The organism is Paraburkholderia nemoris, assembly GCF_905221015.1.
GTDB lineage: Bacteria > Pseudomonadota > Gammaproteobacteria > Burkholderiales > Burkholderiaceae > Paraburkholderia > Paraburkholderia nemoris.
On sequence record NZ_CAJNBO010000007.1, the window covers coordinates 141,835 to 154,800 of the forward strand.

Annotated in this window: 12 protein-coding genes; 5 read left to right on the forward strand and 7 right to left on the reverse strand. The window is 60.4% G+C overall.

All coding sequences use genetic code 11. The features are described from left to right. Nucleotide 1: 1 nt before the first annotated feature. The 3 genes from KHO33_RS12950 to ansP all read right to left on the reverse strand — a co-directional run bounded on the left by KHO33_RS12950 (nucleotide 2) and on the right by ansP (nucleotide 4,038). On the reverse strand, nucleotides 2-943 hold the full coding sequence (locus KHO33_RS12950) for an alpha-E domain-containing protein (RefSeq protein ID WP_054041222.1): 942 nt from the start codon (nucleotides 941-943) through the stop codon (nucleotides 2-4). 83 nt (nucleotides 944-1,026) lie between these two features. Continuing rightward, nucleotides 1,027-2,442, reverse strand: coding sequence for a circularly permuted type 2 ATP-grasp protein (locus KHO33_RS12955; protein ID WP_200565715.1), 1,416 nt, complete (start codon nucleotides 2,440-2,442; stop codon nucleotides 1,027-1,029). A 99-nt stretch (nucleotides 2,443-2,541) separates the two neighbouring features. Beyond that, entirely contained in the window at nucleotides 2,542-4,038 is a 1,497-nt protein-coding gene (ansP, locus tag KHO33_RS12960; RefSeq protein WP_200565716.1) for an L-asparagine permease, read from the reverse strand. A 343-nt stretch (nucleotides 4,039-4,381) separates the two neighbouring features. Between ansP and KHO33_RS12965 the strand changes: the two genes are divergently transcribed. After that, nucleotides 4,382-5,335, forward strand: a complete 954-nt coding sequence (locus KHO33_RS12965) for a LysR substrate-binding domain-containing protein (protein ID WP_200565717.1) — start codon at nucleotides 4,382-4,384, stop codon at nucleotides 5,333-5,335. 17 nt (nucleotides 5,336-5,352) lie between these two features. Here KHO33_RS12965 and KHO33_RS12970 read toward each other — a convergent pair whose 3' ends face one another. Beyond that, nucleotides 5,353-6,048 carry a P-loop NTPase family protein gene (locus KHO33_RS12970; protein WP_200565718.1) on the reverse strand — a complete coding sequence of 232 codons (696 nt, stop codon included), beginning with the start codon at nucleotides 6,046-6,048 and terminating at the stop codon, nucleotides 5,353-5,355. A 193-nt stretch (nucleotides 6,049-6,241) separates the two neighbouring features. Here KHO33_RS12970 and KHO33_RS12975 point away from each other — a divergent pair, with 193 nt between their 5' ends. Further along, a complete protein-coding gene (locus KHO33_RS12975; protein ID WP_236074673.1) occupies nucleotides 6,242-7,933 on the forward strand; it encodes an APC family permease in 1,692 nt (563 codons plus the stop codon). A gap of 66 nt (nucleotides 7,934-7,999) precedes the next feature. Here KHO33_RS12975 and KHO33_RS12980 read toward each other — a convergent pair whose 3' ends face one another. From KHO33_RS12980 to KHO33_RS42780, 3 genes are read right to left on the reverse strand one after another with little or no spacing between them, the layout of a single operon-like run. Next, nucleotides 8,000-8,740, reverse strand: coding sequence for a PAS domain-containing protein (locus KHO33_RS12980; RefSeq protein WP_200565719.1), 741 nt, complete (start codon nucleotides 8,738-8,740; stop codon nucleotides 8,000-8,002). 15 nt (nucleotides 8,741-8,755) lie between these two features. After that, nucleotides 8,756-9,403, reverse strand: a complete 648-nt coding sequence (locus tag KHO33_RS12985; protein WP_200565720.1) for a response regulator — start codon at nucleotides 9,401-9,403, stop codon at nucleotides 8,756-8,758. Next, the gene (locus KHO33_RS42780; RefSeq protein ID WP_200565721.1) at nucleotides 9,375-10,091 is read right to left on the reverse strand and encodes a sensor histidine kinase; all 717 of its coding nucleotides are present in this window, start codon (nucleotides 10,089-10,091) and stop codon (nucleotides 9,375-9,377) included. Before KHO33_RS42780 ends, KHO33_RS12985 begins: the two co-directional genes overlap by 29 nt. 293 nt (nucleotides 10,092-10,384) lie before the next feature. Between KHO33_RS42780 and KHO33_RS12995 the strand changes: the two genes are divergently transcribed. From KHO33_RS12995 to KHO33_RS13005, 3 genes are read left to right on the forward strand one after another with little or no spacing between them, the layout of a single operon-like run. Then, nucleotides 10,385-10,954 carry a dimethylamine monooxygenase subunit DmmA family protein gene (locus KHO33_RS12995; RefSeq protein WP_200565722.1) on the forward strand — a complete coding sequence of 190 codons (570 nt, stop codon included), beginning with the start codon at nucleotides 10,385-10,387 and terminating at the stop codon, nucleotides 10,952-10,954. Beyond that, nucleotides 10,951-11,886, forward strand: a complete 936-nt coding sequence (locus tag KHO33_RS13000) for a PDR/VanB family oxidoreductase (RefSeq protein ID WP_200565723.1) — start codon at nucleotides 10,951-10,953, stop codon at nucleotides 11,884-11,886. Before KHO33_RS12995 ends, KHO33_RS13000 begins: the two co-directional genes overlap by 4 nt. A gap of 12 nt (nucleotides 11,887-11,898) precedes the next feature. Continuing rightward, nucleotides 11,899-12,915, forward strand: coding sequence for a heme-dependent oxidative N-demethylase family protein (locus KHO33_RS13005; RefSeq protein ID WP_054041206.1), 1,017 nt, complete (start codon nucleotides 11,899-11,901; stop codon nucleotides 12,913-12,915). Nucleotides 12,916-12,966: the final 51 nt, after the last annotated feature.

Consider the following 12,966-nt stretch of genomic DNA (forward strand, 5'->3'; position numbering starts at 1 on the left):
CTCAATCGAAGTTGTAGGTTTCGGCGATTTCAAAACCAAGCCGGTTGTTCTGCCCGATGAAACCCTCGAGAAACTCGTGCAGGCCCTGCGCAAAGATCTGCTTGACCGTATTGTCCCGAAGCGTGGCGAGCGTAATGTCGGCGGTCTTGTGGCAGGCATGGGTGAAGCCATAGTCGTGCGCCAGATACGCGAGGTTCTCGACGATGTTCAGGTAGCAGAAGTTCAGCGAGCGCGGCATGCGGCCGTTGAGGATCAGATAGTCGGCGATATTGGTCGGCTTGTACTGAACGTCGTAGACCCAGCGGTAGGATCGATGCGCGTCGACCGAGCGCAGGATCGATTCCCACTGGTAGTTGTCGAGCGTCGTGCCCACATAGGACACCGCGGGCAGCAACAGGTGGTATTTGACGTCGAGAATGCGCGCGGTGTTGTCAGCGCGTTCGATGAACGTGCCGATGCGGGCGAAATCGAAAATCTCGTTTCTGAGCATCGTGCCGTGGAAGGTGCCGCGAATCAGCGCGGTCTGGCGCTTGATCTGATCGAGCACGACCGGCAGTTCACTCGCCGCCACCGGCGTTGCGAGCACCCGCCTGACCACCATCCACGCCTCGTTCACGCTCTCCCACGCCTCGCGGGTGAGCGCCGTGCGCACCATGCGGGCGTTCGAGCGCGCCGCTTCGATGCACGACAGGACGCTCGACGGATTGTGGCCGTCGCGCAGCAGATAGTCGGAAACGGTGCCGGCGGTATAGGCGTCGTGTTTCTCCCGGAAACCCTCTTCCGTGCCGGAGGTCACCACCACGGACGACCAGGTTGCCTGCGCATCGGACGTTCGGGTCAGCGCCATACGCAGCCCGGCGTCGACTATCCGTGCGATGTTTTCCGCGCGTTCGATATAGCGGTGCATCCAGTAGAGTCCGCTTGCTGTGCGTCCGAGAAGCATGTGCTGTCCAATTCCAGTGTCTGTTCTTTTCCGTGTGCCAGCTCTGTATCAGGCTGGCGTTCTGCGAGGCTCGCCACCGGCCCTCAGTCGGCAAGCACCCAGGTGTCCTTGGTGCCGCCGCCCTGGCTCGAATTGACTACCAGCGAACCTTCTTTCAAGGCGACGCGCGTCAGACCGCCCGGCGTGATGCGAATGCGGTCCGACACCAGCACAAAGGGCCGCAGATCCACGTGGCGCGGCGCGAGACCTTTTTCGGTCAGGATCGGTGTGGTCGACAGCGCCAATGTTGGTTGCGCGATGTAGTTGTTCGGACGGGTTTTGAGCTTGGCAGCGAAATCTTCGCGTTCCTTCTTCGACGCGGCGGGCCCGACCAGCATGCCGTAACCGCCCGACCCGTGGACTTCCTTCACCACCAGTTCCTCGAGATGCTCCAGCACGTATTTCAGACTGCCCGGCTCGGAACAGCGCCAGGTCGGCACGTTCTCCAGGATCGACTTGCGCCCTGTGTAGAACTCGACGATTTCCGGCATATAGGAATAGATCGCCTTGTCGTCGGCGATGCCGGTGCCCGGAGCGTTGGCGATCGTGATGTTGCCCGCGCGGTAGACGTCCATGATGCCGGCGACGCCAAGCACGGAATCGGGCCGGAAAGTCAGCGGATCGAGATAGGCGTCATCGAGCCGGCGATACAGCACGTCGATGGCGCGGAACCCTTCGGTTGTGCGCATTGCCACGCGGCCGTCCACCACCTGCAGATCGCTGCCCTCGACCAGATGAACCCCCATCTGATCGGCGAGGAACGCATGCTCGTAGTACGCGGAGTTGTGGATGCCTGGCGTCAGCACCGCGATGGTCGGATTGTCCTGATTGCCGCCGGGCGGACACACCGCGGCAAGCGACTCGCGCAGCAGTTGGGGATAGGCTTCGACCGGCCGCACCTTGACCTGCTGAAACAGCTCGGGGAAAAGCTGCATCATCGTCTCGCGGTTCTCCAGCATGTAGGAGACGCCGGAGGGCGTACGCGCATTGTCTTCCAGCACGTAGAACTGGTTTTCGGCCGTGCGCACAATGTCCACGCCGATGATGTGCGTGTAGACATTGCCCGGCGGCCGGAAGCCGATCATCTCCGGCAGGAAGGCCTCGTTCTGGGCAATCAGTTCCTTCGGGATACGCCCGGCGCGCACGATCTCCTGACGATGATAGATATCGTCGAGAAAGGCGTTGAGGGCGATCACGCGCTGTTCGATGCCTTGCGAAAGGCGCGTCCATTCCGAACCGGAAATGATGCGCGGGATGATGTCGAACGGAATCAGACGCTCGGCGGCCGCTTCTTCGCCGTACACGGCAAACGTAATGCCCGTTTTGCGGAACACGCTTTCCGCCTCATCCGCTTTCTGCGCGAGACTCGCGGGTTGCTGCGTATCGAGCCATTGCTTGAGCAGTTCATAAGGCGCGCGGACCCCGTCAGCGGACGTCAGCATCTCATCGAATGGCTTCACTTCGGTTCTCCGTCGTTATTGCGGTTGTTGCTGTCGTTACTGTTGTTGTCGATGCAATAGGGAGGAGCTGCGCGCCGGGTTAGCCCGCACCAGCCAGCATTAGCCCGCGTTGTCCTCGAGCACGCTCTGAGTCAGGGTGACCGACGGGATCGTCGGCTTCATCATCGCATGCGCGCGGCGGCGTACCCCGTACCAGCCGGCGACCAGGATCAGGGCCACGACCGGAATCGAAGCAACGGTCCACGTGCCGTTCGGATAATCGAAAGCCATCAGTACCAGCACCCCCACCAGAAACGCCAGCGTCAGCCAGGACGTCACGGGCGCGCCGGGCATTCTGAACGTCACCGGCTCAGCCTCACCACGGGCCACCGCCTGACGGAACTTCATCTGGCAAACCACGATGAATCCCCACGTGCTGAGAATACCAAGCGACGCCACGTTAAGCACGATTTCAAATACACTCGACGGCACGAAATAATTCAGCACGACACCCACGATGTAGATCGCGACCGTGACCAGAATGCCGGCGTACGGAACGGACTGCGAGCTCATGCGTGACAGAAAATGCGGCGCGGAGCCGCCCATCGACAACGCACGCAACACCCGCCCGGTCGAATACAGCCCCGAGTTCAGGCTCGACAGCGCCGCCGAGAGCACGACGACATTCATGACCGAGCCGACACCCGGCACACCGAGTGCGGCGAAGAACGTGACGAACGGGCTCTGCCCCGCCTTGTAGGCACTCCAAGGCAACAGACAAACCAGCAATACAACAGCGCCCACATAGAACACGGCGATGCGCCAGATCACGCTATTGATGGCGCGCGGCAGCACCTTGCGCGCATCCTTGCATTCGCCCGCCGCCGTGCCGACCAGCTCGACGCCGGCGAACGCGAACACCACGCCCTGCACGAGCACCAGCGCAGGCAGCAACCCATGCGGAAACAGCCCACCGTTCTCGCTGATCAGATGCACGCCCGTGCTGTGGCCACCGACGTGCGTCCCGGTACCCAGAATGATCGAGCCGATCACCAGGAACAGCGAGATCGCGGCAACCTTGATGAGCGCGAACCAGAACTCCATTTCGGCAAACCATTTCACGCCGATCAGGTTCATTGCCGCGACGATGCATAGCGCAACCAGTGCGAAGATCCATTGCGGCACGGACGAGAACGCCGCCCAGTAATGCATGTACAGCGCGACGGCAGTGATGTCGACGATGCCGGTCATCGCCCAGTTCAGGAAGTACATCCAGCCGGCGACATACGAGGCTTTTTCTCCGAGGAACTCCCGGGCGTACGACACGAAGCTGCCGCTGCTCGGCCGATGCATCACCAGCTCGCCCAGCGCGCGAAGAATGAGAAACGAGAAGACGCCACAAACCAGATAGACAACGGCAAGCGAAGGACCCGCTATTTGCAGGCGCGCGCCCGCGCCGAGAAAGAGGCCCGTGCCGATCGCCCCGCCAATGGCAATCATCTGAACCTGACGATTACCCAACGTTTTGTGATACCCCGCTTCGTGCGACTCCAGCCAGCTTTTCTTGTCTACGTCGCCTGGGGATGCCGGGGAATTTGGGTTGTGCAGTGTGGACATAATCAGTTCGATCCTTTTAATGCGGGCACTTGACTTCGCAATCCCGGGGACATATACGGAAGGATGGTTGCGCGATAGCGCATCGATTAAGCTGCAAATCAACAACGTAAATTTTTGAACGGTCGTTCGTTTTTTAGCGCCGGACCAAGGGCGGTTTGTATCGGGTCACTGCTGGCAGACAGACAAAAGGTATGTAGCCCAATTTATGGGGGCAACGCTCATGCATATTTCGACTAACACCTATCGAAAAAAAACATCGGTATTCTTGCAATGAGTAACGGTAGGCTAGCGTTGCCGCGTCGCACAGACGCGGTTGTCGATTTACCCAACACAAGTGATCAATATGGAAGCAAAGTGGTTGGAAGACTTTCTTAGCCTCTCGGATACGAAGAGTTTCTCCCGGTCGGCGCGCAGCCGGCATCTCACCCAGTCAGCTTTCAGTAGACGGATCGTGGCGCTCGAAACGTGGATGGGCACGAAGCTCGTCGATCGCAGCGTCAATCCGATCACCCTCACGCCCGCCGGCCGGATGTTTCGCAGTCTCGCGGCGGACATCCTGCGCAGCATGCATGCGGCGCGCAACCTGGTGGGCGGGTATGAGCAGTTCGCGGAAAATGACCATGTGGTTCATTTCGCGGTTGCCCACACACTTGTCTTTACGCTTTTTCCCGACTGGCTCAAGCGCCTGACCAGCGAGTTCGGCCACATCATGGCCCGCGTTCAGGCCGTCAACGTACCCGAGGGTGTGCAACACCTCGTGGCAGGCGACTGCGATCTGCTAATCGGCTATCACCACCCGCAATTGCCGATCGCTCTCGATCCCAATCACTTTCCATTCCTTACATTGGGTGTCGAGCGCATCGTGCCGGTCTCGGCAGCAGGCAGCGACGGCAAGCCTCTCTTCGAACTCCCTGGCAAGACCAGCAGGCCGCTGCCCCTGCTCGCCTATTCATCCGGTGCATTCCTTGGCAACGTTGTCGAAATGCTGTTGATGAACGCGACGCAACCGTACTCGCTGTTCCGCTGCTTTGAGACTCACATGTCGGAAGCGTTAAAAGGCATGGTGGTAGCCGGCCACGGAATCGGCTGGCTTCCGGAGAGCTGTATCACCAAAGAGTTAAGCGAAGGAAATCTGGTTCGCGCAGGCTCGGACACTTGGGCGACTGAGCTGGAGATACGCCTGTACCGCCCGGTCAAGGAGCGGGGCAAAGCGGCCGAACAGCTTTGGGCTTTCATCAGCTCCGAGCTGGTCGAGCCGCGGGTGGTTCAGTTACCGGACATCCTGACCGCGGCGTGAGGCCGACCGATACGCAGCTATAAGGCGAGCTTGGCCAATTCACCATAAGCGCGATGTAGCCACACCTTGACGCGTTGCCGCTCGAGCATACCCAGGCCGGCGGCGGCGCGGTCGGGATGATTGACGGCTGCCCAGAAGCTTGCGCTTTGCCGATCGATCTTCTGCATCGTCGCGTCGGGAAGCCGGCGCAGCGTGATCACGCTCGCGCCGAGCGCTTCGGCACGCGCGAGTTCACCGGATGCCTCCAGGATCTCGAAGCGGTCACCGCGAAGTTCGTTCAATACGATCACCAGCTTGATTCGTCCACCAAACTGGTCGAGCCACTGCCGCAGCAGATCGACCGAATCGCGTCCTGCGTCCATGACGTGCCACCAGGTCAGCGTCAGACCGTGCTCTTCGGCAAGACCGATGACGTCCGCGTCGTCCAGCCATTGTCCGAGAGACTGCTGCGTTTGCGCGGCAAGATCGACCAGCACACGCCGCTGCGGATCTTCGAGTGCCTGTTCGATAATGGGATCCAGGCTGTCGTGCTGATCGAGCACTGCTGGAGCCGCAAAATCGGCATAGAAGCGCAACAAGGCGCCATGTGATTTATCGGTGTCGAAGCCGACGAACTGAATATTCTCGTCGATTAAGTACTGGGCCAAAACGCGGGCGACCAGCGATTTGCCGACGCCGCCCTTCTCGCCGCCAATAAAGTGGATGAAGCTCATCTGTGCAGATCCTTGGTTATGAAGCCGGCTGGGTTGAAAGCAAAAAATACCAGATCTAAAAGACGGAACTGCGACTAAGTCTACCGAGAATTTCTTACGCCCCCCTCCGAGGGAGTACCTCTTCGCGCCGCTTGCCCCACCGATATTGGCCGGTGAATGTCGCCAGAGTGACAACACCTCTGGAGAGCCGAACGTGAGTTCCGTAAACGATGCAGGTCAGGAGCTTCATCTTGCCGCGCCGGCAGAAGACGCAACAGGACTTCATAGAAAGATCGGCTGGGCAGGCGCATTCTGGGTAGCCAGCGGCGTACCGGCGCTGGTGCTGTTCTCGATCGGCTCGATTGCGGCGACCGTCGGCAAGCCGTCGTGGATCATCTGGGCGATTTCGATCTGTTTCGGCTTCATCCAGTCCTTTTCCTATGCTGAGATCGCCGGGCTGTTTCCACATAAGTCCGGCGGCGCATCGGTGTATGGCGCGGTTGCCTGGGTGCGCTACAGCAAGCTGCTCGCGCCGCTCTCCGTGTGGTGTAACTGGTTCGCGTGGTCACCGGTATTGGCGATCGGTTCGGGCCTCGGCGCAGGCTACGTGCTGAACATGTTGTTCCCGGCGACCGCCGCGATCAACACCTGGCAAATCACGCTGGTCGATCTGGGCTGGTTGTCGAGCGGCCTGAGTCTGCGGGTCAATGCCACCTTCGTGATCGGTGCGGCGATTCTGCTGACAACCTTCGCGATCCAGCACCGCGGCATTCTTCAAGCCGCGCGGCTCCAGATGATTCTCGCGATCTCCGCGCTGCTGCCGCTCCTATTGGTCGGCGTCTACCCGCTGCTGACGGGCGATCTGCCAATGCACAATCTTTTCCCGCTCTATCCGCTGGCGAAAGACGCCGGCGGCCGCGTGATAGACGGCACGTGGGATCTGAGCGGTATCGAGCTGATGGCCGGCGGCCTCTTTATCGCGGCCTGGTCCACCTACGGATTCGAAACGGCAGTCTGTTATACACGCGAATTCAAGGACCCGCGCCGCGACACGGTCAAGGCGATCGTCTATTCCGGACTCCTGTGCCTCGTGTTCTTCACGCTCGTCCCGCTCGCGTTCCAGGGTGCCCTCGGTCTCGGCCAACTCGTCTCGCCCGAGGTCAAGGATGCCGCGGGTAATGTCACGCAAGCCGCTGTCTATGACGGCATCCTTTCGCCTGGCATCTACAGTGGCATGGGTGTTTCCGAAGCGATGGCGAAAATCGTGCATGCCGGCAACTGGGGCGAATTCATTCTGAAGCCAATGCTGGTGTTCGCGCTCGTGCTCGCCATCATGACCTCGATGGCGGGCTCATCGCGCACACTCTACCAGGCTTCCGTCGACGGCTGGCTGCCCAAATATCTTTCGCACGTCAACCACAACGGCGCACCGACCCGCGCGATGTGGACCGACCTCGTATTCAATCTCGTGCTGCTGTTGATGTCCGACTACGTCGTCATACTCGCGATGTCGAATGTCGGCTACATCATCTTCAACTTCCTGAATCTCAATGCCGCGTGGATCCATCGGCTCGACCGGCCAACCTGGGAGCGCCCTTTCAAAGCGCCCAAATGGGTACTCGGCGCCGGCGCCTCGCTGTCATTCGTCAATCTCGCGCTGATGGGACTGGGGGCGGATGTCTGGGGCAAGGGCACGCTGATTTCGGGCATCGTCTTCTCGGCGCTGATCGTGCCGGTGTTCATCTGGCGCCACTACGTGACGGACAAAGGCCGCTTCCCGGAAGCGATGCTGGACGACATGGATCTCTCGAACGCCAGCATCAAACGGCGCGCGGGTTTCCTGCCGTATGCGGCGTTAGTGCTCGGCGTAGTAGTCGTTTTCGTGAGTCACTGGATCACGACCTGATTGCGCACGTTGCTCTGAAAACCGAACGCCCGTATTACGCGAATCTCCGCGCAATACGGGCGAAGTTCATCGCACAGCGAAGATCGCACCTTCGATACCCAGCACCTCACTGCTGGCTGAATAAATACCGATGCCGCGCTCCCATACGTTTCTCACATCGCCATTCGCGCCGCGAATGCGATAACGCAGTTCGAACGGCCTGCGATCCGCCAGTGCTTCCTGCACGGCACGCCAGACGTAATCGACATCATCCGGCACGATCAACTGGCTGTAGCTATGTTCGTGACTGTCGACAAACCAGGCGGCCGGATAGCCCGTCAACTCTTCGCAGCCGTCGCTGACGAATTCCATCGACCACGATGGATTGTTACGGCCGCGATAGATCAATCCCGGTACGCCGTTCAGGAGTCCCATCGCGCTACGCAACCTGGCTTCGATTGAAGTCTCCTGACGTTTTTGCGCCGTGGTGTCGAACGCGGAGATAAAGAAGGTGTCTTCGTGCCGGCGGCATGCCACCTCCAACCAGCGAAGCTGACCGTGCGGATGAACAAAACGTATCCGCTCGCGGCTACAGACACCGGTTTCGTTACGCAGCCGCGCCAGCATCTCGCGCCAGATCAGGCGATCTTCCGGATGGACATACGCGGCCATCTCGACGCCCACGGCGCTTGCATCCATCAGCTCGGCCCATGCCGCGTTCGCGCTGCGAATGCTGCCCTCGTCATCCACTTGAAGCAACGCGACCGGATAGGCATCGAGATTCATCGCGGCTGCGGCGAATTCGCTTACAACAGCATTGTCTTGCATTCGTTTACGCCTTCTTCATTGACGCGTAAGGGCATCGCGGTGAACCCACGCTGCCAGTTCAAGCCGGGAACGCAAATTCAGCTTGCGCAGCAGATTCTTTACATAGACCTTCACGGTGCCATCGCTGATGCCCAATTGCCGGGCGATCTGCTTGTTGCTCATGCCCTCCGAAATGAGCGCCAGCGTCTGCGCTTCACGCTCGGTCAGTTCGACCCGGCGAGCGCCTCGCTCACCTTCGAGAACATCGTCGTCTTTCGCCAGCAGCGTGACCAGACAATCGTCCAGCACGATCACGCCCTGCACGCAGTTGCGTATGTATAAGCGCAGGTCGTCGGGCTCGGTTTCCTTCAGCATATAGCCGTCGGCACCGAGACGAAGCGCGCTCAACAACTCCTTGCGATCGAGCGAGGCGGTCAGCACGACTTTGCGGCTCTCGATCTCGAGCTGGCCTAATTCATCGAGCACATGCAAGCCACCGAGTCCCGGCATGTGAAGATCGATCAGGATCAGACCGGGTCGTAACTGCTCCGCGAGCGCAATGCCCTGCCGGCCGCTGGAAGCTTCGCCGACTACCTGAAACTCCCCGGTCGAGTTGAAGTACTCGGCGAGGCCACGCCTGAACAGCGGGTGGTCGTCAATCAGAAGCAACGTCGTCGGACCCATCAAGGAACTCCTTTCCGGCATCGTCATTCGGGACAAGCAGGCGCACCCGCGTGCCGTTCGGCTGCACATTCTCGATTGATACTCGCGCGCCTATCGCACGCGCCCGCTCGCGCATGATCTCCAGCCCATAGTGATTTTCCTCCACCGATGCGGGCCGCAATCCGAGCCCGTCGTCAGTCACGGTCACACACAAAGCGCCTGCAGGGTCGTCTATCACTTCGATCCGCGCATGTCTTGCATGCGCGTGGCGGACCACATTCGACAACGCCTCGCGCACGATCTGCAATGCGTGCAGCGCGACATCCGGCGCGAGTTCGATTTCCGGCATGCGGTTATCCAGTTCGAAGACCACGTTGCAGCGACGCGAAAATTCATCGACGGAATCAGCCAGCGCCTGGCGCCACGAGCGCCCTTCGAGCGTCAGGCGCGCACCGGTGATCAACTGGCGAACGTCGCGCTGCAGCCGCGTCGTCGTGGTCCGCAACTCCGCGAGCAGCGGTTCGGCAACCTCCGGATTACGCACCTGCTGTTGCACACGGCTGACGAGAAACGACATGAAGCCCAGTTGCTGTGCGACCGAATCGTGAAGCTCACGGATAAGCGCACGGGTACCCCCGTCGCAATCGACCTCATCGCCCCCATCCACCACTTGCGTGGATGCATCGCGCTGGATCAGGGTCCGGGTCACCGCCATCCAGGCCACCCCACGAGAAAAGCGATTTTAGAGGCAAGAAACGTGCCGTTTGCCGCACTACTCCTTTGGGCATACCTCGTTGTCAGGATTGAACGGTGTTTCCCTTTAAGAAACTATTTTGCTTGTGGGGAACGTGGTTTTTCGAGTGTTTTATCCGTCAGACCAGCGTTTCGCAACGCACTCGAATGGAGCACACGCCCCGTTTTAGTTCAGATGCAAATGCACACGTTTGAAGCGAAACAAGATCCACGCGCTTTATCCGCATCCACAGAACCGCGACTAAAGACATGACATCGACGCACGACAGAACACCAGGCTCTCCGCCGAGTCTTCCGCGATATCAGGCGCTCCGGATATGTGAGGATGCGCGTCAACACGTTGTAGTCGTTCAAGCCGACGCACTCACGAAGATCGAGGCTTTCATCGCGACGCTGCCGGTCGAGCCTGACGTGAGCACGCTGCTCGTTCAAGGCGACACGTCGGCAACGGCTCGCCGTGCATCGTTCTTCACGACACACGACGCGCTCGAGCGCCATCTTCTCGCGACACTGGATCGCGCGGCAATCGGCTTACGGCTCTATGTATGCGGCGATGAAGCGTTCGTCTGGCGCATCCGCCGCCTCGCTGGCGAGGCCGGCATGCTGCCGGAAGAAATCACCGCCGAACTCGATGCCGCACGGCGCGCCGTCTATTGCGTGCACTGCAGCGCTTCGCATGTGTACGACGCGCTGCCCGAAGTCGAATGTGCCGGCTGCGGAATCAACCTGAGTGTGCGCCAGCATTTCTCGCAGCGCGTCGGCGCCTATCTGGGCGTCTGCGCCGATCCGGATCGTCCTTACCTGGCGCGCCACGCATGAACACGATCGAGGTTCGAGTCGAAGCAACGCGGCTGCTGACGCCGGTGGTACGCGAGTTCACCCTGGTCGCCGCGCACGGCCGGCTGCCGAAGTTTTCCTCAGGTAGCCATATCCAGGTGCAGTTGCCGCTGGATGAACGCCCATTGCGCAACGCCTATTCGTTGATTAGCGATCCGGCGGACGCATCCAGCTATCGCATTGCCGTACGCAAACAGGACGATTCGCGCGGCGGCTCGGTATTCATGCATGAGCGAATGGGTGAAGGTTCGACACTGAAAATCACGCCGCCGGCCAATCTGTTTGCACTGCATTCCAGCGCTCGCGCTCACATCCTGATCGCGGGGGGCATCGGCATCACACCGTTCGTCGCGCATGTCGCCGCACTGGAGCGCGATGTTGCCGACTTCGAACTGCACTACGCCTACCGGCAAGGGCTCACGGATGCGTATCGCGCCGAGTTGAGCGAGCGCCTCGGCAGCCGCTTCCATGGATACGACAGTGAGCGCGCACGCCTCGATGTTGAACGCGTGCTGCGCGGTCGCCCGCTAGGCACCCATGTTTACGTGTGCGGTCCACAAACCCTTCTGGACTCGGTGCGAGACACAGCCCGTGCCCTCGGCTGGCCGGACGGCCGCGTGCACTGGGAAGCTTTCGCTGCGCCGCAGCCCGGCACGCCGTTCGTCGTGACACTCATGCGCAGTGGCTCGAGGTTGGATGTCGCGGCTGATCAGAGCCTGCTTGAGGCGCTCGAAGCAAGCGGACTCGATATCCCGAACCTGTGCCGCGGCGGTGTCTGCGGTCGGTGTTCGACCCGTCACGTTGCCGGCGAAGTCGACCACCGCGATCTGTTCCTTCACGAATCCGAGCGGGCCACGCACCTGATGCCGTGTGTCTCGCGTGCCTACAGCACCTCCCTTTTCCTGGATCTTTGAGGAACGCCCGCCATGAGCGTCATTCTGAAGCCCGCCGAAAGCTATCGTGAAGCGTTTTCGTTTCGCAACAGCGAAGCCGCCATCGCCCGCTTCCCCTTCCCGTTTCCCGAAGACGCCTACATGTATTCGGTGAATATCGAGCCGGCCACCTCACGCGATCCAGGCTCGGTCTTCGAACACTGGTTCGATATCGACGAGCACTATCGCTCCGAAGTTGCTGAACGCGCGATCGTGCTGCAAAACGACTCGCGCCGCTGCATGGTGATGCCGCACATGCAGAGAGCGTCGTGGGACGCGCTGGAAATGATCATGGAGCATCTCGCCCAGGATTATCCAAAACTGTTTTCGCTTACCCGCACCGGCGACCAGTGGTTGTGGCGCAATCGCGCGCTCGGCCTCGAGCAGGCGTTTCGTTTCGGCAATGCCGAGACGCTGCCGTGCGAGCCGCTCGAATACATCATGCGGCAGACGCAAGGCGATATCGCGTTGCTCGATCAGCGCGACGGCGACCTCTTCATGGATGCCGGCGTCATCACCGGCCCTGCCGACTGGTCGCTCGCGTTCGATGCAGGAATGAGCTTCAAGCAATGGCATTCGCCGGTGCCTATGGCGCACGACATGGGCATTTTCGATCGCGCGCTGAAGTATCTGCTGCATATCCAGGTAGACCGCCCGGTACGACGTCTGAACTGGACGCTCACGATCAACCCGCGCCTCGATACCGCTCCCGAGAATTACCACCTGTGGGGCGCGGAGCGCGGCCAGGTCACGCCGGAGAACGTCGCGCAATGCGTGCATCTGCGCGTCGAACTTCAGTTCATGGCGCGGCTGCCACAGAGCAACGCGATGATGTTCAGCATCCGCACGTATCTCGCCAGCATGGCCGAGCTCGTCACCCAGCCGGCGTGGGCGCGCCGTCTTCATCGGGTGCTGCGCGACCTGCCTGAGCCCATTGCCGACTACAAGGGTATGACGCGTTACCGGAAGACCCTGGTCGACTGGTTGAGTCAGTTCGACAACGGCGCCTGATGCCTTGCCGATTTCGTACACCGACACATCCCCACCTCTGGAGTAGCAGAC